General features: G+C 39.3%; 23 protein-coding genes. 13 read left to right on the top strand and 10 right to left on the bottom strand.

Annotated features, from left to right (window positions below):
• Positions 1 to 3 precede the first annotated feature (3 nt).
• Together KMW37_RS20500 and KMW37_RS20495 are read right to left on the bottom strand one after the other, a co-directional pair.
• Positions 4 to 1,428, bottom strand: coding sequence for a DUF4270 family protein (locus KMW37_RS20500; protein WP_317195594.1), 1,425 nt, complete (start codon positions 1,426 to 1,428; stop codon positions 4 to 6).
• Positions 1,352 to 2,167, bottom strand: coding sequence for a glycogen/starch synthase (locus tag KMW37_RS20495; RefSeq protein ID WP_215226511.1), 816 nt, complete (start codon positions 2,165 to 2,167; stop codon positions 1,352 to 1,354). Before KMW37_RS20495 ends, KMW37_RS20500 begins: the two co-directional genes overlap by 77 nt.
• 127 nt (positions 2,168 to 2,294) lie before the next feature.
• Here KMW37_RS20495 and panC point away from each other — a divergent pair, with 127 nt between their 5' ends.
• From panC to KMW37_RS20465, 6 genes are all read left to right on the top strand, one after another.
• Positions 2,295 to 3,152, top strand: coding sequence for a pantoate--beta-alanine ligase (panC, locus tag KMW37_RS20490; RefSeq protein ID WP_215226510.1), 858 nt, complete (start codon positions 2,295 to 2,297; stop codon positions 3,150 to 3,152).
• A 30-nt stretch (positions 3,153 to 3,182) separates the two neighbouring features.
• Positions 3,183 to 3,530 (top strand): aspartate 1-decarboxylase, encoded by a 348-nt coding sequence (panD, locus tag KMW37_RS20485; protein ID WP_215226541.1) that lies wholly within the window; start codon positions 3,183 to 3,185, stop codon positions 3,528 to 3,530.
• A gap of 2 nt (positions 3,531 to 3,532) precedes the next feature.
• Entirely contained in the window at positions 3,533 to 4,549 is a 1,017-nt protein-coding gene (locus tag KMW37_RS20480) for a lysylphosphatidylglycerol synthase transmembrane domain-containing protein (RefSeq protein ID WP_215226509.1), read from the top strand.
• A 20-nt stretch (positions 4,550 to 4,569) separates the two neighbouring features.
• Complete coding sequence (locus tag KMW37_RS20475; RefSeq protein WP_215226508.1) at positions 4,570 to 5,259, top strand: zinc metallopeptidase; 690 nt, start codon at positions 4,570 to 4,572, stop codon at positions 5,257 to 5,259.
• 100 nt (positions 5,260 to 5,359) lie between these two features.
• The gene (locus tag KMW37_RS20470; protein WP_215226507.1) at positions 5,360 to 6,499 is read left to right on the top strand and encodes an acyl-CoA dehydrogenase; all 1,140 of its coding nucleotides are present in this window, start codon (positions 5,360 to 5,362) and stop codon (positions 6,497 to 6,499) included.
• Positions 6,500 to 6,638: 139 nt separating this feature from the next.
• On the top strand, positions 6,639 to 7,571 hold the full coding sequence (locus tag KMW37_RS20465) for an AraC family transcriptional regulator (protein ID WP_215226506.1): 933 nt from the start codon (positions 6,639 to 6,641) through the stop codon (positions 7,569 to 7,571).
• Here the strand turns inward: KMW37_RS20465 and KMW37_RS20460 are convergent.
• The 3 genes from KMW37_RS20460 to KMW37_RS20450 are packed head-to-tail and all read right to left on the bottom strand — an operon-like array spanning position 7,551 to position 9,040.
• Complete coding sequence (locus KMW37_RS20460) at positions 7,551 to 8,333, bottom strand: geranylgeranylglyceryl/heptaprenylglyceryl phosphate synthase (RefSeq protein WP_215226505.1); 783 nt, start codon at positions 8,331 to 8,333, stop codon at positions 7,551 to 7,553. The two genes, KMW37_RS20465 and KMW37_RS20460, sit on opposite strands and share 21 nt — an antisense overlap.
• Positions 8,314 to 8,685: a hypothetical protein gene (locus KMW37_RS20455; protein WP_215226504.1), complete on the bottom strand. Its 372-nt coding sequence runs from the start codon at positions 8,683 to 8,685 to the stop codon at positions 8,314 to 8,316. Before KMW37_RS20455 ends, KMW37_RS20460 begins: the two co-directional genes overlap by 20 nt.
• Positions 8,675 to 9,040, bottom strand: coding sequence for a phage holin family protein (locus tag KMW37_RS20450; protein WP_215226503.1), 366 nt, complete (start codon positions 9,038 to 9,040; stop codon positions 8,675 to 8,677). Before KMW37_RS20450 ends, KMW37_RS20455 begins: the two co-directional genes overlap by 11 nt.
• A 641-nt stretch (positions 9,041 to 9,681) precedes the next feature.
• Here KMW37_RS20450 and KMW37_RS20445 point away from each other — a divergent pair.
• From KMW37_RS20445 to KMW37_RS20415, 7 genes are all read left to right on the top strand, one after another.
• Positions 9,682 to 10,416, top strand: a complete 735-nt coding sequence (locus KMW37_RS20445) for an LOG family protein (RefSeq protein ID WP_215226540.1) — start codon at positions 9,682 to 9,684, stop codon at positions 10,414 to 10,416.
• A 2-nt stretch (positions 10,417 to 10,418) separates the two neighbouring features.
• Positions 10,419 to 11,354, top strand: a complete 936-nt coding sequence (locus KMW37_RS20440) for a lytic transglycosylase domain-containing protein (protein ID WP_215226502.1) — start codon at positions 10,419 to 10,421, stop codon at positions 11,352 to 11,354.
• A 64-nt stretch (positions 11,355 to 11,418) separates the two neighbouring features.
• The gene (locus KMW37_RS20435; RefSeq protein WP_215226501.1) at positions 11,419 to 13,098 is read left to right on the top strand and encodes an AsmA family protein; all 1,680 of its coding nucleotides are present in this window, start codon (positions 11,419 to 11,421) and stop codon (positions 13,096 to 13,098) included.
• Between the two features lie 120 nt (positions 13,099 to 13,218).
• Positions 13,219 to 16,047 carry an excinuclease ABC subunit UvrA gene (gene uvrA, locus KMW37_RS20430; protein WP_215226500.1) on the top strand — a complete coding sequence of 943 codons (2,829 nt, stop codon included), beginning with the start codon at positions 13,219 to 13,221 and terminating at the stop codon, positions 16,045 to 16,047.
• A gap of 108 nt (positions 16,048 to 16,155) precedes the next feature.
• Positions 16,156 to 17,205: a sensor histidine kinase gene (locus KMW37_RS20425; RefSeq protein WP_215226499.1), complete on the top strand. Its 1,050-nt coding sequence runs from the start codon at positions 16,156 to 16,158 to the stop codon at positions 17,203 to 17,205.
• A gap of 12 nt (positions 17,206 to 17,217) precedes the next feature.
• Positions 17,218 to 17,955: a LytR/AlgR family response regulator transcription factor gene (locus KMW37_RS20420; protein WP_215226498.1), complete on the top strand. Its 738-nt coding sequence runs from the start codon at positions 17,218 to 17,220 to the stop codon at positions 17,953 to 17,955.
• A gap of 150 nt (positions 17,956 to 18,105) precedes the next feature.
• Positions 18,106 to 18,858, top strand: a complete 753-nt coding sequence (locus KMW37_RS20415) for a LytR/AlgR family response regulator transcription factor (RefSeq protein ID WP_215226497.1) — start codon at positions 18,106 to 18,108, stop codon at positions 18,856 to 18,858.
• 60 nt (positions 18,859 to 18,918) lie between these two features.
• Here KMW37_RS20415 and KMW37_RS20410 read toward each other — a convergent pair whose 3' ends face one another.
• The 5 genes from KMW37_RS20410 to KMW37_RS20390 all read right to left on the bottom strand — a co-directional run bounded on the left by KMW37_RS20410 (position 18,919) and on the right by KMW37_RS20390 (position 24,430).
• Positions 18,919 to 20,280, bottom strand: a complete 1,362-nt coding sequence (locus KMW37_RS20410) for a PhoH family protein (RefSeq protein ID WP_215226496.1) — start codon at positions 20,278 to 20,280, stop codon at positions 18,919 to 18,921.
• A gap of 221 nt (positions 20,281 to 20,501) precedes the next feature.
• Complete coding sequence (locus KMW37_RS20405; protein ID WP_215226495.1) at positions 20,502 to 21,752, bottom strand: pyridoxal phosphate-dependent decarboxylase family protein; 1,251 nt, start codon at positions 21,750 to 21,752, stop codon at positions 20,502 to 20,504.
• A 181-nt stretch (positions 21,753 to 21,933) separates the two neighbouring features.
• Entirely contained in the window at positions 21,934 to 22,677 is a 744-nt protein-coding gene (locus tag KMW37_RS20400; RefSeq protein ID WP_215226494.1) for a shikimate dehydrogenase family protein, read from the bottom strand.
• Complete coding sequence (locus KMW37_RS20395; protein ID WP_215226493.1) at positions 22,674 to 23,609, bottom strand: DUF368 domain-containing protein; 936 nt, start codon at positions 23,607 to 23,609, stop codon at positions 22,674 to 22,676. Before KMW37_RS20395 ends, KMW37_RS20400 begins: the two co-directional genes overlap by 4 nt.
• 50 nt (positions 23,610 to 23,659) lie before the next feature.
• Positions 23,660 to 24,430, bottom strand: coding sequence for a phosphosulfolactate synthase (locus tag KMW37_RS20390; RefSeq protein WP_215226492.1), 771 nt, complete (start codon positions 24,428 to 24,430; stop codon positions 23,660 to 23,662).
• Between the last annotated feature and the right edge of the window lie 23 nt (positions 24,431 to 24,453).

The following is a 24,453-nucleotide window of genomic DNA, read 5'->3' as shown; positions in this document are numbered from 1 at the left end:
AAGCTATCTCATTTTAGTATAGAAAATTTTAAGTTTGATAGAGTTTTGGTTCAGTACATATTCTCTTAGAGAACGGATCTCGTCAGGTTGATAGTATGGAGAGCCTTGAGTACTTGGGGTTCTTGGGTATAATAAAATATCGGTTCTTGCTACATCAGTTCTGAAAAGGGAATTAACATATGAGCTTATGCTAATTTCGTAATTGAACTTTTCAGAATTGAAGAGTAATGGGTTAGCTCCTGCTGGTGTAAATGCAGGGATTACATTGCCATCTTCATCAGTTACAGTTTGATTGTATCCATCTGACTGAATGGATAAAAGAATACCATCCGTTTCCCTAGTAAGTATTTTGTTGGTTTCATCCGTGAAGTAAGGGATTAAACTCGCAGGTGGAAGTTTACCATCAGGAAAATTCTCAACAGGTCCTAGCTCCAATAGCGCTTGGTTGAAGGTAACATTTTCTAAGGTATCTAGGAAATTTGAAAGTGGTTCCATGTCTAATTTTACCACTAATCCCAAAAGATTTTTTCCACCAACTAGATTTCCAACGTCATAGGCTTGGTTTTTCTCTACCACTACCTGAGTAGGAGTACCGGTTTTTTCTGTCAGAATTCCATTAAAATGCCTGGATTCTAATGTGTAGATTGTATAAGAAGTGGAAACAGTGTCGTCTTCATCTTCATGATAATAAATTTTGATCCCGGTAGCTTCTCCAGCGGATACGTTGATAGCAGTTTCTTCGTCAGGATTTCCCTTTAGGGCAAAACCAGGGAAGTAATTTCTAAATGAAAAAATATTATTAAAGACAGGATCATCATTTTGCAGCTTAGTGAAAAGATCCATTGCGAAGGCTTCATCCATATTCATGGCTACCAATGTGTCGGAATTTTCCTTTAGCATAAAAGATCCGGCAGCAAAGGGACTTTCCTCGTAATCTAAGTGATCGAAATTATAATAAGTGGTATCTAATATCGGTTCCGTGAGTTTATGGGCAGAAAAGCTTTTGAGGTTGTCTAAATCTTCTGCCGTCAAGGAGGTGATATTTAAATTGAATCTGGCCGAGTCAAAAATGGCGTCGGTACTTGGTTTGGTCCTATCAGGATCAAAGCTCATCCTACTATAACCGATAGATTCGGTCCTACCGAAATACTCACTATTATCGCCTCCGACTACTAATCGGAATGGATTGGTGGTATTCATAGAATCTACATCCACCAAATAAGCAGAAAGGGGTATTTCTGCGTAGAAAACCCCTATCTGATTTATATCTGGGTCCAATATCAATCCAACATCAGAAGGATCGGTACAGGAACTATTTAACGTGGTAGAAACTAATAAGAGACCAGCAAGCTTAGCCTGCCAGGTCCGTATAGATGTTGTAGTAACTTTCAAAAAGTTGTTCTTCTTCTTCTTCGTTGTTAATCTCACACTTTTTATCTTTAGAGCACTCTTCAATGATTTGATTCAGACTGTCAGAGATTTCATCGCCCTTGATAACCACATCTGCATATTCCATTCCTATTTTAAGGAAGCCTTCATAGTCCTTAGACTTTAAAGGAGCAAGGATGCTGTCATCAATGTCAACCATTTTTACTTTCTCCAACAAATCATCGCCAAATTTATGATTAAATCCGTTATTATAAATAGTAAAGACTGATTTTGTGTCTTTGAACAACGGTTCGTTTTTATAGGTCGTTTTTAGGTATAATGGAATCAGACTCGTCATCCAGTCATTACAGTGAACAACGTCTGGCGCCCAGCCTAATTTTTTAACTGTTTCAATTACTCCTTTACAGAAGAAAATGGCTCTTTCGTCATTGTCTTCATAGAATTTTTCTTGTTTGTCAAAGAAAACGCTTTTCCTCTGAAAATAGTCTTCATTGTCAATAAAATATACTTGAAGTTTCGCGTTAGGGATTGAAGCCACCTTGATAATCAATGGTTTTTCTTCCTCACCGACAGAAATGTTGATTCCTGAAAGTCTTACCACTTCATGCAACCTGTTCTTTCTTTCATTGATCAATCCAAATCTAGGAACAAGAATACGGATTTCCATTCCTTTCTCTTGCATGGCCTGTGGTAAAGCCCTGACAAAGTTGGCAACCTCAGAGGTTTGAAGAAATGGATTGATTTCACTTGCTACGTAGAGAATACGAAGTTTAGACATATCTTGTTTTTTTTATTGAGGGATAATACGGGACTACAAAGATACAAAAAAAATTACAAAAACCCATTGATATTATCCAGAATAATTTACTTTTGCTCCTATTTTGCAAAGCTAAATCCAATGGCAAGTGAAAATACTTAAAACAAAATATCAGGCTAAAGATCAGCTGTTTAAGCACAGAAATGCAGGGCAGTCGATAGGATTGGTGCCCACTATGGGGGCCTTGCATGAGGGTCATCTGAATTTAGTGGAAAAGTCCAAATATCATTCGGATGTGACGGTGGTTTCGATTTTCGTGAACCCTACCCAATTCAATAATTTTGCTGATCTTGAGAAATATCCCAGAACTGTGGAGGAGGATCTTAAAATGTTGGAGATCAAAGGAGTGGATTATGTGTTTTTGCCTGAAGTTGAGGAGATGTATCCTGAGGAAGCAAAGTTGAAAATGGACTTTGGGACTTTGGAAACTATTCTTGAGGGAGCTATGAGGCCAGGACACTTTAACGGTGTAGGAATAGTGGTTTCTAAATTGTTCCATATTATTGGTCCAGATAAGGCATATTTTGGGCAAAAGGATTTACAGCAAGTAGCCATTATTAGGCAGATGGTCAATGACCTTTCCTTTGCTGTGGATCTGGTCGTGGTGCCTACTGTAAGGGAAGAAGATGGTTTGGCCATGTCATCCAGAAACCGAAGGTTGGATGCGGAAGATAGAAAAAAGGCTTTAGTGCTCTATGAGTCAATGGTTTTTGTTAAAAATGAACTTTTAGCAGGGAAGTCATGGTTTGAGCTTAGAGATAAAATACAACACAAATTTAATCAGGTAGATGGAGTGAAACTCGAATATTTTGAGTTAGTTGAAACTGATACCCTAAATATGGTCGTTGAGCAACATATTACGGATTTTGGTCAAGGTCAAAAATATTCACTTTGCACTGCAGCATTTGTTGGAGATGTAAGGTTAATCGACAACTTACCGATTTAATGTTTAAATTTGTGGCAAATTTAAAGAATGATGCAAATTCAGTTATTGAAATCTAAGATTCACAGGGTTAAGATTACACAGGCAGAGCTCCATTATGTAGGGAGTATCACTATTGATGAGGATTTGATGGATGCTGCCAACATGATTGAGAATGAAAAGGTGCAGATCGTCAATATCAATAATGGTGAGCGGCTGGAAACCTATGTGATCAAAGGAGAGAGAGGAAGCGGAATGGTATGTCTGAATGGTCCTGCTGCAAGAAAAGCGCAGGTGGGAGATATGGTGATTATTATTTCTTATGCAAGTATGGACTTTGAAGAGGCCAAAAAGTATAAGCCAATAGTGATATTTCCGGATGATGCTAACAAATTGATATAAGCTTGAAACTATCTCTAAAGCAGTGGATCCAAGTATTGGTCTCACTTTCAGTGGCAATTTGGATCTTTTGGTTCTTATATAAAGATATTAAAATGGAAAGCCTGTTGGATGCACTTCAGCAGGCTTCACTTTTTTGGATTGGCTTATCGATTTTTGTTTCCACGCTTGGGTTTTGGATCAGGGCTTGGCGCTGGAAGCTGTTGATCAATGCCGATTTGGATGAAAAAATATCTACTGCAAGGAGCTTCTGGGCTTTGATGGTAGGATATCTGGTGAATATGCTAATTCCAAGGGCTGGAGAAGTGGCCAGGTGCGGAGTTTTGAAGAAAACTAATCATCTTCAAGTGAGTAAATTGCTGGGGACCGTAATATTGGAGCGCTCGGTAGATTTACTCTTTATGCTTTTGGTGATTGTCTTGGCCTTTATTTTGGAGCGGGATGTTTTTCTGGGCTTAACGGCAGACTTGATTTCCGTTGATAACCTCAAAGAGGCATTGCTCAACTATTTGCCCTTATTCCTTGGAGGGCTATTGTTATTCATTATCGTAATTTACTGGATTAAGAGAAGGTATCGTGATCATGGTCTTGTTCAGAAGTTCCAGCATTTTATGCGGGAATTTATTTCCGGTCTGAAAAGTGTTTCAAGAATGGAGCACAGAATGGGGTTTTGGCTATCTTCGATTGTTATTTGGATAATTTATTTTCTGATGATGTATTTTATATCATTAGGAGTTCCTTCCACTGCCAATTTGTCCCCCTCTTCCGTTTTAGTAGTGATGGTAATGGGCAGTATTGGCATGATTGCCCCCGTCCAAGGAGGGATCGGTACTTTTCATGCCCTAGTGGCCTTTATTTTGATGACATATGGTCTAAGTGAAGAAGAGGGCAAAATATTTGCAGTTATTGTTCATAGTTCCCAGGTTTTGATTGTTGTTTTGGTAGGTGCCATCAGTTTACTGGCTGTGGCAAAAATCTCTTTGATATCAAAACCAGTAACTGATGGGTTGCGTATTAAATAGGTGTTTAAATAAACAAGAATATGTTATTAATCTTAATTGTAATTGTATTTGGGATTTTAGGCTTTGTAGTAAGCAGTAAGCTAAAAAGTAAGTTTAAGAAATATTCCCAAACCGCTCTGCAGTCTAATTTGTCTGGAAAGGAAATAGCCGAATTGATGCTTGCAGATCACGGTATTCATAATGTATCTGTTAATTGTGTGGACGGTCAATTGACCGATCATTATAATCCACAGAACAAAACAGTAAACTTGAGTCCTGATGTATATTATGGTAGAAACGCAGCTGCCACAGCTGTAGCAGCCCACGAGTGTGGACACGCAGTACAGCATGCCCAGGCATATGCTTGGTTAAACCTTAGGTCTGCCATGGTGCCAATGCAGAATGCAAGCGGCAAAATCTTGAACATTGTCTTAATTGCTTCATTATTTGGTGGGTTCTTGATTGGATTGCCGTATGAGTTCATTGGGGTGATAGTGGTAGGAGCCTATGGGATCATGACTTTATTTACCTTTGTGACTTTACCAGTGGAATTTGATGCCAGTAGGAGGGCCTTGGCTTGGGTGCAGGAAAGAAATATAGTAACCTCCTCAGAATACAGCATGTCTAAAGATGCCCTGAAATGGGCTGCCATGACTTATGTGGTAGCTGCTTTGGCATCATTGGCTACTTTGGCATATTATGCCTCTGTCTTTTTTGGAGGCAGGGATTAAGAGGAAATTAATAGAATTAAATAGTTGAAAAGGGGCAAGCAATTGCCCCTTTTGTTTTTTTGGACTATATTCCTCTATTCTATAAATAAACCCAAAACAGATGAACTTTACCCTCACAGAAGAACAGATAGCCGTTAGAGATGCTGCAAGAGATTTCGCCCGAACTGAACTTTTACCCGGAGTAATTGATCGAGATACACATGCTACTTTCCCTAAGGACCAAATCAAGCAAATGGGAGAGCTGGGATTTTTAGGCATGATGGTGGATCCCAAGTATAATGGAGGGGGAATGGATACTATATCATATGTCTTGGCCATAGAGGAAATTTCTAAAATTGATGCTTCCGCATCAGTGGCCATGTCAGTAAATAATAGTCTGGTTTGTTGGGGATTGGAGAAATATGGCAGCGAAGCTCAAAAAGAGAAATACCTTAAGCCCCTTGCTGCAGGGGAAGTACTTGGTGCTTTCTGCCTTTCAGAGCCTGAGGCAGGTTCAGATGCTACCTCGCAAAGGACCATTGCGGAGGATAAAGGTGATCATTATCTTATCAATGGTACCAAAAACTGGATTACCAATGGGAATACTGCAAGTATTTATTTGGTTATCGCTCAGACAGATCCAGAAAGGAAGCACAAAGGAATCTCTGTATTTATCCTTGAGAAGGATATGGAAGGCTTCGAAGTAGGAAAGAAGGAGGATAAATTAGGAATTCGTGGCTCAGATACCCATTCATTAATGTTCAATGATGTCAAAGTTCCCAAAGAAAATCGTATTGGAGAAGACGGCTTTGGTTTTTCCTTTGCGATGAAAACCTTAGACGGAGGAAGAATTGGGATTGCCGCACAGGCATTGGGGATAGCCTCGGGTGCATATGAGTTGGCACTTGCTTATTCCAAGGAAAGAAAAACCTTTGGCAAGCCTATTAGTCAGCACCAAGCTATTCAATTTAAATTGGCGGACATGGCAACGGAGATAGAAGCTGCAAGGCTATTGGTGATGAAGGCTGCTTGGCTCAAGGACCAAGGCATGGACTATGGCCATGCCAGCGCTATGGCCAAACTCTATGCCTCTAAAGTGGCTATGGATGTTACAATAGAAGCTGTCCAAATACATGGCGGATATGGATTTGTCAAAGAATATCATGTAGAAAGACTGATGAGGGATGCAAAAATTACTCAGATTTATGAAGGAACTAGCGAGATTCAAAAAATAGTTATATCCCGATCCCTATTAAGATAATACCGGAAAGGTTAAAAAAGTACAATGTTTGGCAAAAAAATGTGCAAATATTTTATCGACTTGAAATAATGTATTATTTTTATTATATAAATGTTAAAAAAGTTATACTTTTACGCGTCACTCAATTAATACATTTATCATGGAATATTACAATAAAGTCATAGAATCCGTTGGTGTACGGTATATGAGGGGGAATAATTTTAAGGTGGAAAGACCTATTACGGTCACTGACTATATTGAACCTGATAATACTGTTATATTATTACATCAAGGAGTCTTGAAATTTGGCGAAGAGCAGGAAGTAGTAAATGAAGGAGAGATCCTATTTATTCCTGCAGGAAGGGCTTCGAAGGTTACCTTTGGTCCAGCTACCAAAAGAGGCGAGGCAAATAATGATAGCTTTGTCGAAAACAAGAAAAAGCATCTCCAGAGTATTAGTTTCAAGGACATCAAAAAAGTAGAAGAGGATTGTATGACCCTCGTTACCTTTGAAGCGAAAGTTTTTGATGTGGTTAATTTCTTCAACTCATTGGGGATTCCACCATTTATAATTCGTTTCAATGACCGTCTAGCATCAATAATAGAAGACGTTGTTAAGGAATCGGAACAAAATACTCCTGGTAAGGAACGTGTGATCAAATTGCATACCGAGCTTTTGGTTGTGGAATTGGTGAGGCATATTCTTAAAAACCGTCTATTTGTAGAAGAAATGTCTACCAATAGTACTTATTTTAAAGACCCTCGATTAATCGATATGTTTAATTATATCAAGAAAAACATCGGTGGAGACCTTTCTAATAAGATACTGGCGAAGGTGGCCAATGTATCAGAAGACTATGTAGGCCAGTATTTTAAAATGCTTACCGGAATCAATCCTCAGGATTATATCGAATACCAAAGAATGGAAGCTGCAGTGGATCTGCTAAGGACTACTAAGAAAAGCATCCGTGATATAGGCAAGGAAGTTGGATATAAGGACACTGCCTATTTCTGTAGAAGATTTAAGATGATGTATGGATTGCCTGCAGGAAAAATGAGAAGAAGAGAATCCCTAATTAACGTTCAGGGATAAGTTATAGACATGAACATAATCAAGAACCTCGGTCAGCAGATCGGGGTTTTTTTCTACCCCATTTCCTAAAACAATCAAATCAGCTCCCGCATTCCAGGCAGCTTTTGCTTTTTCCACCGAATTGATGCCCCCTCCTACTATCAATGGACATGCTGTATGTTCTTTTACTTGGGAAATGATGTTTTCACTTACTGTGCTGGATGCCCCGCTGCCGGCATCAAGGAAAAGATGTTTTAATCCCAAAAACTTTCCTGCCAGGGCTGTAGCTACTGCCAATGCAGGCTTATTGTTGGGAAGTGGCATGGTCTGACTGATATAGTTGACGCTGGTAATTTCCCCATTATTGACCAGCATATATCCTGTTGGCAGAACCTCCAAATTGGTCTTGGCCAGGATTGGCGCAGCTGTTACCTGTTGACCAATTAATAGTTCTGGGTTTCTTCCGGAAATAAGCGTTAGAAATAAAATACCATCTGCCAAGTCACTTACTTGGATGACATTGCCCGGAAAAATTACTACTGGTATTGTAGGGCATATCCCTTTAATAAAAGAAATGAGCTTATGGATATTTTGTGCTGTAAGCAAGCTGCCCCCTACAAAGAAGAAATCGATAGCTTTATCGGCCGCCATATTGATCAATGCTTCAAAGGGGCGTTTGTCCGCTACTTTTTCTGGGTCTATCAGCAGGGCCACTGCTTTTTGACCAGTTAAATGCAGTTCTTGAAGTTTTCTGCTAATATGATCAGGCTTTTTTATTGGCATTAGCTGCTTTTTTTGATAATTCGTTCATCAATTTTGCCTGACCTGCTGATAGCAAAACCATAAAAAGTCTTTTTCCCATGGAGCCCAATAAGGAGGATTTCTTCTTATTAGCCTTTTTGAGTGTGTTTTTTTCGATTGCTCCTTCACTTTCCAAATCCTTGATCAGTCTTTTAAGTTTTTTGTCTTTCTTTTTTCTGAACATTTTTGAGACCCCGTAAGAAAGGATTCCTCCGGCCAGAACAGCTCCCCCAAACTTAACCCAAGTTTCAGACTCTTTTTTCAAAGTGCCAATTTGCTGTTCCAGTTGCTTTTCCAGATCAGCGGCTTCCTGCCTAAGGTCTTTATTCGTCATGATCTTTTTTCTGGTTTTTGGTGTATACAAAAAACTTATGCAATCCCTCAAGGATATAGTTTTGAATGGTTTTAGAGTCTTTTATGATATATAATACTATAAAAAGGCCCAAATAAATCAGTCCAACATATAAGAATCCAAGAGAATTGGAATAGGTAATTTCAGCAAAATAGAATGCTAGGGAAATGCTGGAAAATAAAAGGATCAGTACAGCTAAAATCACCATCATGCTCAAAAGGGCAACTTTGGTAATTACCTGAGCTATTTGTCCCTCAAAATCCTTTTTGACCATTTCTATCCTGACCTCAATTAGCTTTTTGACAGTCTTGATAATCTCAGCGGCGTTTAGCATCATTTTAGATTTATAATTAAAAATTTATTCAAGAGATTAATATGTTACAATATACATCAAAAAGCTCGCACCAAAAACTAATATTGGATGACCTTTAGTGCAAAATTAACTCTTTAGGATTGCTTCCTAAGGCATTTGAAGCAGCTTTTTCATTTGAGTATACTTAATATGGTCATATGTTTCAGTGATATAGCTCTAATGAATCTAGATCAAATTGGATATAAACCAATGCTATTCTGTAGGGATATTTTGTTTTTTTATATGCCTCTTTTTTTGAGCAGACTTTAAATTTCAGAGAGTTCAAAGGTAATGCTTTGTTGAAATAGTGAATTTTTCAACAAATTTTTGCGAGCAGGCTTTTATCATAGGATGATTAATATCATGAACTTAATTACTGTGTGTATTGATCTGTAAAACAATGGATTAGTTGGTTTTTTACCTTTGTTTTGTACTGGTATTGGGTCTGTTTATTCAAAGCTTGGGAGCTAAAACAGGATCTGAAATGGCCTTAATTATACATTGGGATTTAACTAATGGTGTTTTTTTTGCGTTTTATTAATAATGGAAAAGATTAATATAAGTAGCTAAAAGTACCCACTTTTAGAAAAGTCTCGATCGAAGTTTTTTAAACCTTAATGATTATGATGAACGGAGAACCCAAAAAAAAGGAGATGACAGAAGAAGAAAGAATACGCCGAGCTTTTAAGGAGAAAGATTGGAGCGAAATCAAAAGTGCAAACTCATGGGTGATTTTTAAGGTCATGTCGGAGTTTGTGGAGGGTTTTGAAAAATTAGCCAAAATAGGACCTTGTGTGTCGATATTTGGCTCGGCCCGTACCCCACAAGGAAATAAGTATTATAAAATAGCGGAAGAGTTGGCTTCTAAATTGGTCAGGCACGGCTATGGGGTAATTACAGGTGGTGGACCTGGTATCATGGAAGCAGGAAACAAAGGAGCTCATGCAGAAAATGGTAAATCTGTGGGCTTGAACATACAATTGCCTTTTGAACAGTTCAATAATATTTATATTGATCAGGATAAATTGATAACATTTGACTATTTCTTTGTCAGAAAGGTTATGTTTGTAAAATATGCTCAGGGCTTTATAGTTCTTCCTGGAGGTTTTGGAACGATGGATGAGCTTTTCGAGGCCATGACATTGATCCAAACCAAAAAAACAGGCCGCTTTCCGATTATTTTGGTCGGCAAGGAATTCTGGGAAGGATTGATAGATTGGATAGAAAGTGTGATGCTGGAAAAACACAAAAATATAAGTCCAGAAGATATGGACTTGTTCTCGGTAGTGGACACAGCTGAGGAAGCGGTCAAGTTGATCGACGAATTTTATAATAAATACCTATTATCTCCGAATTTCTAATTTTGAAAAATTATCATATTTACGTTTTGTACGGCCTAGTGGCCGTACTTTTTGGTTTAGTACTTTATTACAAAAACAATCCTCAAGAAAATATTTCCTTTCGAGAAAGGACAGAGGCTCATATTGGTCCCCAGCCCAGTTCGACAGGGGCAAGGGTAAAGCTGTTCGATCTGCCCGAGAAGCTGGATTTTGCAGGAGAGGAAGTGCCCTTAAAGGAAAGGGATATCAAGGAGCGGTTGGAGAGAGAAATTTATGTTAATGTGTATTGGGAGTCCAATATGCTATTGATGATGAAGCGTGCAGGGAAATTTTTGCCTACCATTGAAAAGATATTGGCCGAGAATGGGGTGCCAGATGATTTCAAATATGTGGCCATGATAGAATCTGGCCTGATGAATGTTGTATCTCCAGCGGGTGCTAGGGGATTTTGGCAGTTTATGGAGGGGACAGCAAAGGATTATGGCTTGGAAGTAAATAAGGAAGTGGATGAAAGGTATCATTTTGAGAAGGCTACTTTGGCTGCCTGTAAATACATCAAGAAGTCTTATGCAAAATTTGGTCAGTGGACCAATGTAGCTGCTAGTTATAATATAGGCCAAGCCGGGCTAAGCAGAAGGATAAATGATCAGCACCAGCCCGACTACTATGATCTTTTATTAAATGAAGAGACCAGTAGGTACATGTTTAGAATATTGGCTTTTAAAACAATTTTTGAAAATCCGAAGAAATATGGGTTTGAATTAAGCAAGGATGATCTGTACAGCCTTCCAGAGCTAAGGACATTAGGCATCAAAAGCAATGTGAAAGATTTGGCGGACTGGGCGATTAAGCATGGAAGTAACTATAAGGAGCTGAAGACCTATAATCCTTGGTTGAGAAGAAGTCAATTGACTGTAAGAAGAGGGAATGAGTATTTTGTGCAGCTTCCGGTAGAATGATTGGTTAATGGCGTGATCTTGGGAAATAATCGCTATTTTTCATATGGATTAGACTTGTATCCCAATGAAGTTCAAAAGATTATTGATTTTTCTGGGTATTGCCGGATTATTAGTTGTGTTTGTCCTACGGGGCATTCCTTTTTTTGTGAACCTGTATCTGAATAGCCATGCAGATGAAATTGTTGGTGATTTGATCACTAGGACCAATGATTTTAGTGGCCATAAAGTACGTTTTGGGAAAGTAAAACTGGATTATGATTACCGTGGGACCTTCTTGGAGTTGGATTCCGTGGCGATTTATCCTGATGAAAATTTTTCAGAAAGCAGGGTCAAGATACAGTTGCTTGCAGATAGGATATTATTGTCGGGCTTGAGATGGAAGGACCTACTTTTAAACAATACCGTAATATTGGATTCGGCGGAGCTTAGGAAGGTAAAAATACAGTCCCTTTCTCCTTCATTGGATTCTTTGAATCTTAAAAGCAAGCAAGGAATTAGTCGAAAAAAGGGGAAAGATTATCAAGCCATTAGTGTGAACAATGTGCAGTTGAGTGATTTTTCTATTGAAAATAAAGATGTGGACACCGATTCCACTAGGTTTGAGATTGATGGGCTGACCGTGACAGCGCAGAAATTCACCTTGACCAGTAAAGATTTGTCAGAGCCTGATGCGCTGTTTGATGTGGAAGACATTGAAGGAAAAATTGTTCATTCTTCCATTCATTTCAATAAGTACAGGAATCAACTAAATGCTGAAAACTTAATGTTCAGTATGAAAGAGCGAAGTCTTTCCATAGAGAATGTAAGTCTGGATAATAAGCTGCCCAAATATGAGTATATACAGGAATTTGATAAAGAGACCGATTGGGTAGAAATAGAGCAGGCAGGACTGGAAATGAAAAACATGAATTATGATGCTTTTTTTAGAAAGGGGATCATAGAGTCAGAGAAATTATTTGCTAAGGATTGGCGGATAGTGGTGTTTAGGGATAAAAGGAAGCCTGATAATACCTTGAAGCGTCCTAAAATGATCCAAAAAATCATAGGGGGAATTCCTAAGCCTGTCCATGTGGATATGGTCCAATTAGAAAATGGCCATGTGGAATATATAGAGCGTCCCGATAATGAATATCCGATAGCTGGAAAGATGTTTTTTAACCAAATCAATGCGGAAATAATCAACATCACCAATATCCCTGAAATGCTTGAAATGCATAATGAGATGACATTGAGGGCAGATGCTAGAATTATGGACAAAGGGGAAGTAGATCTCAATGTAGTTTATTATCTACAGGATAGCACAGGAGGATTTACGATGAAGGGCAATGTCAGGAACTTAGAAGCTCCTGCTATGAATGCCATGCTTCGCCCAGCCACTCAAGTAGAAGCCAGAACGGGGATCATTGATGATTTGGCTTTTAATATTAAAGGGGATGACATAGAAGGTTATGGGGAAGTGGTGATGAAATACCATGATTTGGCGATTGATATACGGGGTAAATCATTTGGTAAGCCACAGAATATTTTTCAAAAAATCGGTTCTTTTTTAACAAACAAATTGGTTATCCCCTCTGACAATCCGAATAAGAAAGGCCAGCTGAAAAAAGGTGATGTTTACTTTAAGCGGGATCAGAGCAAGTTCATTTTTAATTATTGGTGGAAGCTTGTTTTGAGCGGAATGCAATCAACCCTTACAGGTCAGGACGAAAAGAAAATGAGAAAAAATGCTGAACGGAAAGAATAGCCCAATAATCCGGAAAACTTATTTTGTTTTCCAAGGGTTTAAAAAGATGGCAAGGGTATTCCGTTAATAATCCATATTTTTGTCAAATTGTAATATCATCAAAAAAGTCCTGATCCATTCATGGCCAATACAGTAGCAGCAGTAGAAGAGAAAATAGAGATTTATGGTGCAAGGGAGCATAATCTCAAAAACATAGATTTATCCATTCCTAGGAACAAATTGGTGGTCATTACCGGGCTTAGTGGCAGTGGTAAGAGTTCCTTGGCTTTTGACACCATTTATGCAGAAGGCCAGAGAAGGTATATGGAAAGCTTTTCGGCCTATGCTCGTTCTTTTTTGGGAGGTATGGAGCGGCCAGATGTGGATAAGATCAATGGGCTTTCCCCGGTGATATCCATTGAGCAAAAGACGACCAGTAAAAATCCTAGATCAACTGTAGGGACAGTAACTGAAATTTATGATTTCATGCGTCTGCTTTATGCCCGCTCTGGAGAGGCTTATTCTTACCTTTCAGGGAAGAAAATGATCAGGCAGACGGAAGACCAGATAATCGATCAAATCCTGACGCACTTTGAGGGCAAAAAACTATATATCCTTGCTCCAGTTGTAAAGGGGCGTAAAGGGCATTACAGGGAGCTTTTCGAGCAGATCCGTAAAATGGGATTTTCCAAAGTCCGGGTAGATGGTGTGGTGATGGAAATGGTACCGAAGATGCAGGTAGACCGTTATAAAATCCATGATATTGAAATTGTGGTGGATAGGGTTGTGGCGGAAGAGGACGACCGTTACCGCATTACCCAATCATTGAAAACAGCCCTTCAGCATGGAAAAGGGATCATCATGTTGCGTGATGAGGATGGTGAAATACACCACTTCTCCAAATACTTGATGGACCCGACTACAGGCCTATCCTATGATGAGCCAGCACCCAACTCATTTTCTTTTAACAGTCCCTATGGCGCTTGTCCTACTTGTAATGGTTTGGGTAAAATAGATGAAATCACTCCTGAGAATATAATTCCAGATCGCAATCTAAGTATATCCCGTGGAGGGATCGCTCCCTTGGGGGAGTACAGGGATATCTGGATTTTCAAAAAGATAGATGCGATCTTAAAACATTATAAGTCCAGTCTTTCCACTCCCATTAAAGACCTAAAAGAGGAAGTATTAGAAGTACTCCTATATGGAGATAAAATGGAAGTAGAAGTGGATTCTGTAAAATATCCTGGTACAAAATGGAATACCACCTTTGAAGGGATAGTTAACTTTCTTGAAAAGCAGCAAGAAGGCGGTTCAGACAAAATCCAAAAATGGGTGAGTGATTTTACTACCACCAGGGTTTGTCCGGATTGCGAAGGCTACAGGTTGAAAAAGGAAGCTTTACATTTTTTGATAGCGGGCAAGCATATTGGACAGCTGGCCATGATGGATATTCAGCAGTTGGGAGACTGGTTTGATAATATAGAGGAAAAGCTGACTGAAAAACAGAAAATAATAGGAACAGAGGTACTCAAGGAAATTCGCAAGCGTATTGGTTTCTTATTGGATATAGGCTTGGATTATCTTTCCCTCAACCGTCCGTTAAGGACCCTTTCTGGTGGAGAGGCACAGCGTATCCGACTGGCTACTCAGATAGGAACACAATTGGTTGGGGTATTGTATATTCTGGATGAACCAAGTATTGGTTTGCACCAAAGAGATAATGTTAAATTGATCAAGGCGCTTCAAGATCTTAGAGATCTTGGCAATTCTGTTTTGGTGGTCGAGCACGATAAGGATATGATGATGGATGCCGATTATGTGGTGGATATCGGCCCAGGAGCGGGAAGGCATGGAGGTCATATTGTTGCCGAAGGAAGTCCTTCAGAATTTCTCCAGCAGAAAAGCCTTACCGCGAGGTATTTAAATGGGGATATGAGCATAGAGGTGCCAAAAGAGCGAAGAAAGGGCAATGGGAAAATACTTAAGCTGAGCAAGGCTACAGGTAATAACCTGAAAAATGTTGACCTGACCTTGCCTTTGGGCAGTATGATCTGTGTGACAGGAGTATCTGGAAGTGGAAAAAGTTCATTGATCCATGAAACCCTCTTTCCACTTTTGAACCAGCATTTTTATCGTTCCAGAAAAGAACCCCTTTCTTATGGAAGTATTGAAGGTTTGGAACATCTGGATAAGGTAATTGAAGTGGACCAATCGCCTATTGGAAGGACACCAAGGTCCAATCCAGCTACCTATACCGGTGTCTTTACAGACATCAGGGCATTGTTTACTGAATTGCCGGAAGCGAAAATTAGGGGGTATAAACCAGGTAGGTTTAGCTTCAATGTGAAAGGTGGACGCTGTGAAGATTGTGAAGGAGCAGGTATGAAATTGATTGAAATGGATTTCTTGCCAGATGTACATATTCCATGTGAAACCTGCAAAGGCAAACGTTATAATCGTGAAACCCTGGAAGTCCGCTTCAAGGGAAAATCAATTTCAGATGTGCTGGATATGACAGTTGAGCAGGCAGTGGAGTTTTTTGATAAACAGCCTAAGATTCTGCGAAAAATCCAGACCTTGAATGATGTTGGCTTGGGATATATTACCCTGGGGCAACATGCCACTACCCTATCTGGTGGTGAAGCGCAACGGGTGAAACTCGCTACTGAACTTTCTAAAAAGGATACGGGGAAAACATTCTATATACTGGATGAGCCTACCACTGGTTTGCATTTCCAAGATATAGAGCATCTTTTGGAGGTTTTGAACAGGTTGGTGGAGAAAGGCAATACAGTATTGATCATTGAACATAACCTGGATGTGATCAAGGTGGCTGATCATATTATTGACCTTGGGCCCGAAGGAGGAAATAAAGGAGGTGAGATCGTTATCCAAGGGACTCCCGAGCTAGTGGCAGAGCACCCTTCAAGTTATACGGCCAAATTCCTAAAGATGGAATTGGAGTAAGGGTTAGGCTAATTGGTCAAAACAGGTGATTTCCCTTTTAGCCAATGCTTGATCCATTGATAAAAAATACCTTCTGACATCCCAATACTTCCTTATATTTGGGAAAGCATGGATAGAAGTCGTTTATATTGGATATTGCAAATATTGGGTTGGTCTTGCTTTGCAGTGATCAACCTCTTTTTTGTCTCTTTGATTAGGGGCATCACTTCTGTGCAGATAGGGGCCTACCTTTCTTTAGGTGCTTTTTATTTGGTCTCTACCCACTATTTCAGGCATATCATCATTACCAAAAAGTGGTTCGATTTTAGCTTCAGCAAGTTGATGTCGAATGCGTTGGTGTTTTTGCTGGCGTTGAGCTTTGCCAATGTCATCGCCACTATTCTGATTAACTGGATATTTGGGATTTTAAGGGTACATGAGGACCTAAAGCCGATAGTATTACTGGTAAATATGTTCATCAGCTTCCTGTATTATACGCTGTGGACGATGATGTATTTTCTATACCACTTTTTGGAGAATTATAATACCACCCTTAAGTACCAAGCTAAAATCAATGAAATTAAACTCAATCAACTGAGAAGTCAGCTGAATCCACATTTTATCTTCAATGCCTTAAACAGTGTGAGAGCTCTTGTAGATGAAAATCCTCCAAAATCAAAGGAGGCCATTACCCAGCTCAGTAATATTTTACGTTACTCTCTGATCATGGACAAGAAAAGAACCATTGATTTCGGAGATGAAATTAAGATTGTACGGGATTATCTGGATCTGGAAACGATCAGGTTTGAAGAGCGGCTTAAGGTAAGTTTTGATATAGAAGAGAATGCCTATCATTATAAGATCCCTCCTATGATGTTGCAAACCATTGTTGAAAATGCTATCAAACATGGAATTTCAAACCGTATGAAGGGCGGTTTAATAGAAATCAAATGTTCTATAGGCCTTGCTGGGGACCTCTATCTCTTAGTTAAGAACAGCGGACAATTAAAGGGGGGTGTTGGTAGGAAGAATGACGGTAGTGGCCATGGCGTTTCCAATACCATGCAGCGGCTTAGATTGATATATGGCAACAAGGCCAGCTTTAAAATGAGAAACTTTGATGCTGAGTTTGTGCTGACAGAAATTAAAATTCCGAAACAAAGTATTAAATTAGATTAAACTTTTAAAACCATGCGCGCATTAGTAATCGATGATGAAAGACTGGCCAGGAAAGAACTTATCAATTTGCTTTCAGGGATAAATGATGTAGAAGTAGTTGGGGAGGCCATGAATGTAGATGATGCCAAGGAAAAGATTGCGGAATTAAATCCCGATGTAATTTTCTTGGACATTCAGATGCCAGAGAAGACAGGATTTGATTTATTGGCTGAATTAGAGGCTGTTCCCAAAGTAGTTTTTACCACAGCTTATGATGAGTTTGCCCTGAAGGCTTTCGAAGTCAATGCGCTAGATTATCTTTTAAAACCAATTGAGCCGGAAAGGTTATCAGAGGCCATCGCTAAACTGAAAAGTCAGACCGATTCCGGAAACGACAATACAAGTGAAAAGGCGGTAGAAAGTGAGGAGCCAAAATTAACTCTTAAGGATCAGGTTTTTGTAAAGGATGGTGATCGATGCTGGTTTGTAAAACTAGAAAATGTCCGATTATTTGAGTCTGATGGAAATTATATCAAGGTGTATTTTGATAATAATAAGCCGATGATCCACAAATCCCTCAATGCCCTGGATGAAAGGCTGGATGAGAAATCTTTTTTTAGGGCCAGCAGAAAGCACATTATTAATTTAGGTTGGGTAGAAGGGATAGAGCCATGGTTCAATGGAGGCCTAGTGGTGACTCTTAAAGGAGGAGACAGGATAGAAGTGAGTAGACGTCAGGCCGCCCGATTTAAGGATATGATGAGTTTATGATTTAAAAATGCAGTTATTGAATTGTATTTGTGGATTAATATTTACATTTTCATTGCGCAAGAACAGTTTTGGAAGAATTTCTGGAGGACGATCGGAAACCAGAATGGATTAAGAACATAACATTTACAGGTAAGGAACCGCTAATAGAATATGAAAGAAGAAAGAATTTTGGTTGTTGAGGATGATCCGGATATTGCAGAAAATATTGAGGAGATTCTCGAACTTTTAGGATATGTAAATATCGACATTGCTAATTCTGCCAATCAAGCTATTAAAGTAATCAAGAAGTATCGTCCTGATTTGGTATTTATGGATATCAAATTGAAAGGAGATAAAGATGGAATCGAATTGGGTGAGATCGTTCAGCAAATGGTTGATGCCCCCATCATCTATGTTACTTCATATAGTGATCCATCCATAATTGAAAGGGCCAAGCGCATACATCCAGCTGGATTTATTGTAAAGCCTTTCAATACCAATGACATTCACGCAATTGTTGAGATTGTTTTATATAACCGAAGAACCAATGCTTTACATTCTGATGCTCCAAAGGCTAAGGTAGAAAGCCCATATTTGGTTACAGATGCGGTTTATATTAAGTCTGACAATGCCTACGAAAGAGTCAATTACGAAGATATTTATTATGTGGAGGCCAATGGAAATATGGTTTCTATCTTTACCAAGGATAAGAACTACACCATTAGAAAGTCCATGAAGGATATGGAAGATAAGCTTCCAAGCGAATTGTTCTTAAGAGTACAGAAATCCTATATTGTTCAGTTGGGACAAATAGAAAGTTTTAGTACCAAAGAAATCAATCTTAAGAGTGGAGCTGTAGTTCAGGTGGGACGTCAGTATTATAATAGCTTCTTGGCTAAGCTTAACACCATTACTGAGAGTTAATGAAAAATCCGTTCTGAAAAACGAAAAAGCCTCCTTATGGAGGCTTTTTCGTTTTAAGATTTATAATAATTCATTGGCCAGATTTGCCAATTCCGAACGTTCTCCTTTTTCAAGTTTGATATGGGCATATAAAGGGTGGTCCTTTACCCTATCGATGAGGTAAGTCAAACCGTTACTTTGACTGTCCAGATAAGGCGTGTCAATTTGGTGCACATCACCAGTAAATATAATTTTCGTGTTTTCCCCTGCCCTACTGATGATGGTTTTGATTTCATGCGGTGTGAGGTTCTGGGCCTCGTCCACGATAAAGAAAATATTCGAAAGGGAGCGCCCCCTGATATAAGCCAATGGCTGAATTACAAGTTTTTCCTGGTTGACCATTTCAGTGATTTTTTGAAATTCCTTGTCGGATTCTTTGAATTGGTTTTGAATGAATTTCAAATTGTCCCAAAGCGGTTCCATATAGGGATTGAGCTTTGATTTGATATCTCCTGGGAGATAACCAATGTCTTTATTGCTCAAGGGAACAATAGGTCTAGCCAGGAATATTTGTTTGAAATCCCTACGTTGTTCCAAGGCTCCAGCAAGCGCCAATAGGGTTTTTCCTGTACCTGCTACTCCTTGTACCGATACCAGTTTAATATTAGGATTGGTTATCGCGTGGAGTGCAAAAGTCTGCTCAGCATTTCTAGGCTTCACATTATAGGCCATTTTTTTATCCACCCGTTCCATGGTGTTGGAATCCCCATTATAATAGGCCAGCACAGAGTTCTTATCGCTGCGCAAAATATAATAGGTATTGGATTTCCTTTTTCGGGTACCGAGTACAAGTTTGGCCTCTACTGTATGGCTGTCATATAATTGGTTGATTACATCTGGATCAATACCTTCAATGACTGCTTTTCCGGTATTTTCCAGTTCGGTGACATTTTTGATCTTACCCGTTTCATAATCTTCAGCATGGATGTCCAGTGATTTGGCCTTTAATCGAAGGTTGATATCCTTGCTCACCAAAATGACCTTTCTGCCATCTTCCTCACGTTTGAGCACAAGGGCTGCATTGAGGATTTTATGGTCATTTTTTTCCTCACCAAAGACCTTATTGGCATTGATTAGCTCTCCTTTAAGCTTATCGGAGGTCATCATGACCTTAAAGAATCCTTTGGTTTTTCCGTTGAGTGGCGTCCAGTGGTGGATCATATTGTCTTTAGACAATTTGTCCAGTAATCTAATAAACTCTCGCGCCTCGAAATTTTTAGAATCATTGCCCTTTTTAAACTGATCCAATTCCTCCAAAACTGTGATGGGGATAACCACATCGTGCTCTGCGAAATTCATGATAGAATTGTGGGCATAGAGTATGACCGAAGTGTCCAAAACAAAGATTTTTCGGTCGTTCTCGGTTTTTTTAGCTCTTGGCATAGGCGACGAAGTTTTGTGGTGAATAGTCTCTAATAAGATAGATAATAATCTCTGTGATTGCCATTTTTTTAACCAAAATTAAGAGGGTGAATCTGGTATGATATATAAGTTGTTGTAGTTCAGATGAATAAAAAGTGAAATGAACGCATGTACAAAAAAAGCCCCTTGAAAACTGCTAAAATAAGTTTCCCAGGGGCTAAATCATTTAATGAAATTTAATGTTAGGCTTTGCTTACCAACTCGCCTTCAAGGTCCATAAGGAAGCTGTCCAAAGCTCCTTGTCTTACGTGGTGCATCACTACGATCTTATACCATTTTGCTCCAAATTCATAGCTGTCTGCTACTAGATTGTATTTTTTGGCAATGCGATCGGAAATATATGCTGCTTTCATCGTGATGATGTTGAGGTGAGGGTTTCTGAAATGCTCCACTCCCATTCTTTCCAGCTTTTTACAAATTCTTTCAGCACGGTCGCACAAAGAAGCCATTTTGTATTTAAGTCCTTCTGAACCATGGATTTTTAGGATCATCCACATTGATACTGCATTTGCGCCAGACCTGGAGCCGCTCAAGGTGTAGTCTTTTCCAGGGATATATTGTGCTTCTTGGGTACAAACATGGTGAATATAGCCCTTTCTAATGAGGAAGAGGCCTGTACCATACGGTGTTTGTAGCATTTTATGTCCATCACTGGTGATAGATGTAATATAGGGGTTTTTGAAGGTGAATGCGCTGTCTTCATTAGTGAAGGGGTAAATGAACCCTCCATAAGCTGCATCCACATGAATTCTGAACTGCACGTTTGCAGCTGTAAAGAAATCTCCTAAAAGGTCCACATCATCCACTGAGCCAAACATGGTCGTAGAAAGGTTAGCGACTACAATGAAGTATTTGTAACCAGCCTCTTTAGCTTCTGCAATTTTATTTTCCAGGGATTCTTGCTTGATTTGCCTTGTTTCCTCATTTACTTCTAAGATAATATTGTGTAGGTTCAATAAGTTGGCTCCCTTAGGCATGGAGTAATGGGAGTCTTGTGAGTAAACTACTGCAATTTCTTCAGCTTTGGCATTGAACTCATCCCTGAAATAGTTTCTATAGACCCACATAGCCTGAATATTGGCCTCAGTACCCCCTGTGGCTACATAGCCATCTTGCTGCCCTTTTTTTCCGGCAAATATTTCCTCAGCAACCAGGTTGATCAGCTCCCTTTCTATTTTTTGAGTTCCTTTGAAGATATCCAGAACAGATTCTTCACTCAGAGTATGGATACCGATGTGATTAGGGTTATTGACCATGACAGACATAAAAGGGGCATCCTTAAGAAATGGCGCATCATGATAGAATTCTGTAGTGTCCAAATAGGTTCCTGGGACACCTAAGGCTGGGTTTTCTCCCCTATAGTCATGGTTTTCTGCTAATGCATCAAATACAGCTTTTTTTACTTCCTCGTGTGATAACTTTTTCCAATACATAATAATTATGTTTTGATTTGTACTAACTCTACTCCTGAAATTTCAGGCAAACGCATAGGTCTTGACTTTTGGTCCAAATAAGAATTATAGCTAATTAAATAGATGCAATTCTTCCTTAGGCAAAAGCACAAGGATAGGTTAGAATAGTAGGTTTTTGAAATGTGAAATAAGGTGGAATCTTTTAATTCCAGATTTTCCAGGCAGCTTCAGCCTGAAGGTGGAGCATTTCCAGTCCGTTTTTCACTGTTGCACTGCGGGCTTCGGTAGACCGCATTAGGAAGGTTTTTTCTGGATTGTATACCAGATCGTATATTTTATGCTCTCGGCCTATTTGACTAAGAGGAATAGCAGGCATTTCCTCAGTATTCGGAAAAGTGCCCAGTGGAGTTGTGTTAATGATAAGATGGTATTCCTGAAGAAGTTTTTCATTCTTGATCAGGTCCTGATAGCTGATCGTGCCGTTTTGTTCATTGGCACTTCTTGAGACCATTTTATAGGGAATCTCTAGGCTTTTTAGTGCTTGTTTTACCGCTTTGGAAGCTCCCCCTGTTCCGAGGATCAAGCCTTGAATATCATTGCTGTCTCCAAGCCAAACTTCAAGCGACTCCTTAAAGCCAATATAGTCTGTATTGTAGCCGATAAGCTTACCATCCTGAATTTTAATACAATTTACGGCACCTATTGCTTTACAACTAGGGTCGAGCTCGTCCAAAAAAGGAATTACCTGCTCTTTGTAGGGAATAGTTACATTTAGCCCTTCCAGTTCAGGGTTGTTATTGATTAAATCAGGAAATTTATCAATACTGTCCAACTCGTATAATTCGTACTGACAGCCACTGATGTTTTCTTTTTCAAATTTTTCAGTAAAATATTTCTTCGAAAAAGAATGCTTTAATGGATAACCGATAAGTCCGAATTTTCTCATTTTCCTTTTAAGTAATATGCTGTTCTCTCTAACCCTATCACTAAGATAATCCCGAAAAGAAATGCCAATAAGCCAATAAAGAACTTAGGTTCATTGCCTGTCACAGAAAGGTAATGATGTGGCCAAATATTTTCGGTAATAAAGGGTTTTTGCTCCCCACTGCTGGATATTCTGTAACTCAGGATATCTTTCCAAGGCCAAATTTTATTGATCGATCCCAGCATAAAGCCAGAAAGCGCTGCGATGGTCAGTGAATGATAATTATTCAACAACCAAGAAATTAGTCTTGAGAAAGATAATAGGCCGACTATGCATCCGGCTGCAAATATAGCTAAAGTAATTATATCTTTCTGATTTACAGCTTCTAAAATCACTTCATATTTCCCAAGAATTAATAAAAGGAAGCTTCCAGAGATGCCAGGTAAAATCATGGCACAAATAGCGATGGCTCCTGCAATGAAGGTAAAGTACATTGCTTCTGGTGAGCTTACCGGGTTTAATCCAGTTATCCAATAGGCCAATGCTGCACCTAGAGGAATGGCAAGAAAGACCATAAAATTCCACCTTTTGATATCCCTAAGTATCATAATGGAGCTGATGGTAATCAGTCCACAGAAAAAGGACCATAAGGGGATAGGCTGCTCTTCCATTAGGAAAGTAATGAGCTTGGAAAGGGTGAAAATACTGGTAAAGATTCCCAGTAACAAGGCAGCTAGAAAGGAACCGTTGATGTGTTTCCAAAGTGCTTTTATCTGGAGTTTGGACAAGAGCTGCAAGGCTACCATATCCACTGATTTAATGCTATCCAGCAGGGTTTCATAGATTCCTGTAATCAGGGCTATGGTACCACCGGATACACCTGGGACAATGTCAGCTGCTCCCATTCCCATTCCTTTGAGGAAGGTGAGAATATGGTTTTTCAAATGTTTCATGGAAAATAAAAACTAAAGCGACCGAGTTGGTGGTCAGTCGCTTAGGATTTTTATATGTTTGCTAGGTCTAGAAAATGGTCAAAAGTATCACCTCTTAATCCTAGCCTAATTGTTTCCAGTGGAATTACCTCGTTAGGGGCAATATTACCAAGGTTGACATTGGAGCCTAAAAGTTTGATAAACCAAACTTGCTGTGCCTTCTGAGGAGCTTCCCAAAGAATTTTTTCTTCAGGGATTTTGGTAAGAATCTCTTCGACCAAACCTTGTCTCACCTCTCCGGAATCACGGAATAGCCCTACATTACCTGCTTCCCTTGATTCACCGATTACTTTCCAGGCACCTGCATCCAATTCTTTTTGCATTTGTTCAATCCACTTGTAAGGAGGGATGATCTTTGCGGCATCTTTTGAACCAACCTCAGAAAGAACCGTTACATCTTTAGAAAGAATATTGATGTATTCACATTTCTTTTCATGGTCCAAAGTGATGGATCCGTCAGAAACTTCTGCATATGCCAAGTCAAACTTGTCCAAAACCTTTCTATAGTCCTCAAACTGATCTCTGATTACAAATGCTTCGAAAAGCGTTCCTCCAAAGTAAACTGGGATACCGGCATCTTTGTATATCTGGAGTTTTTGAGGTAGGTTTTTAGTAACATAAGAAGTTGCCCAACCAAGCTTCACAATATCTACATAATCTCCACAGGAATCTATAAAATCTTCTGCTTCTCTTAGGCTAAGACCTTTGTCCATTGCCATTGTGTATCCTGTCGTTCGTGGTTTTTCTGTACGTACGGGCACATTCTTCAGCACGTAATTCATTCTCTAATTTTTAAGGTAAATAG

The sequence above is a fragment of the Echinicola shivajiensis genome, from assembly GCF_018642165.1.
In the GTDB taxonomy this organism is placed as follows: Bacteria; Bacteroidota; Bacteroidia; order Cytophagales; family Cyclobacteriaceae; genus Echinicola; species Echinicola shivajiensis.
This window is presented reverse-complemented; position numbering and strand designations above follow the sequence as displayed.

Coding starts and splice junctions, on each gene's coding strand:
- KMW37_RS20495 (WP_215226511.1), bottom strand. CDS start 2,167: ATGTCTAAACTTCGTATTCTCTACGTAGCAAGTGAAATCAATCCATTT.
- panD (WP_215226541.1), top strand. CDS start 3,183: ATGCAAATTCAGTTATTGAAATCTAAGATTCACAGGGTTAAGATTACA.
- KMW37_RS20475 (WP_215226508.1), top strand. CDS start 4,570: ATGTTATTAATCTTAATTGTAATTGTATTTGGGATTTTAGGCTTTGTA.
- KMW37_RS20470 (WP_215226507.1), top strand. CDS start 5,360: ATGAACTTTACCCTCACAGAAGAACAGATAGCCGTTAGAGATGCTGCA.
- KMW37_RS20465 (WP_215226506.1), top strand. CDS start 6,639: ATGGAATATTACAATAAAGTCATAGAATCCGTTGGTGTACGGTATATG.
- KMW37_RS20460 (WP_215226505.1), bottom strand. CDS start 8,333: ATGCCAATAAAAAAGCCTGATCATATTAGCAGAAAACTTCAAGAACTG.
- KMW37_RS20455 (WP_215226504.1), bottom strand. CDS start 8,685: ATGACGAATAAAGACCTTAGGCAGGAAGCCGCTGATCTGGAAAAGCAA.
- KMW37_RS20450 (WP_215226503.1), bottom strand. CDS start 9,040: ATGATGCTAAACGCCGCTGAGATTATCAAGACTGTCAAAAAGCTAATT.
- KMW37_RS20445 (WP_215226540.1), top strand. CDS start 9,682: ATGAACGGAGAACCCAAAAAAAAGGAGATGACAGAAGAAGAAAGAATA.
- KMW37_RS20435 (WP_215226501.1), top strand. CDS start 11,419: ATGAAGTTCAAAAGATTATTGATTTTTCTGGGTATTGCCGGATTATTA.
- uvrA (WP_215226500.1), top strand. CDS start 13,219: ATGGCCAATACAGTAGCAGCAGTAGAAGAGAAAATAGAGATTTATGGT.
- KMW37_RS20425 (WP_215226499.1), top strand. CDS start 16,156: ATGGATAGAAGTCGTTTATATTGGATATTGCAAATATTGGGTTGGTCT.
- KMW37_RS20420 (WP_215226498.1), top strand. CDS start 17,218: ATGCGCGCATTAGTAATCGATGATGAAAGACTGGCCAGGAAAGAACTT.
- KMW37_RS20415 (WP_215226497.1), top strand. CDS start 18,106: ATGAAAGAAGAAAGAATTTTGGTTGTTGAGGATGATCCGGATATTGCA.
- KMW37_RS20410 (WP_215226496.1), bottom strand. CDS start 20,280: ATGCCAAGAGCTAAAAAAACCGAGAACGACCGAAAAATCTTTGTTTTG.
- KMW37_RS20405 (WP_215226495.1), bottom strand. CDS start 21,752: ATGTATTGGAAAAAGTTATCACACGAGGAAGTAAAAAAAGCTGTATTT.
- KMW37_RS20400 (WP_215226494.1), bottom strand. CDS start 22,677: ATGAGAAAATTCGGACTTATCGGTTATCCATTAAAGCATTCTTTTTCG.
- KMW37_RS20395 (WP_215226493.1), bottom strand. CDS start 23,609: ATGAAACATTTGAAAAACCATATTCTCACCTTCCTCAAAGGAATGGGA.
- KMW37_RS20390 (WP_215226492.1), bottom strand. CDS start 24,430: ATGAATTACGTGCTGAAGAATGTGCCCGTACGTACAGAAAAACCACGA.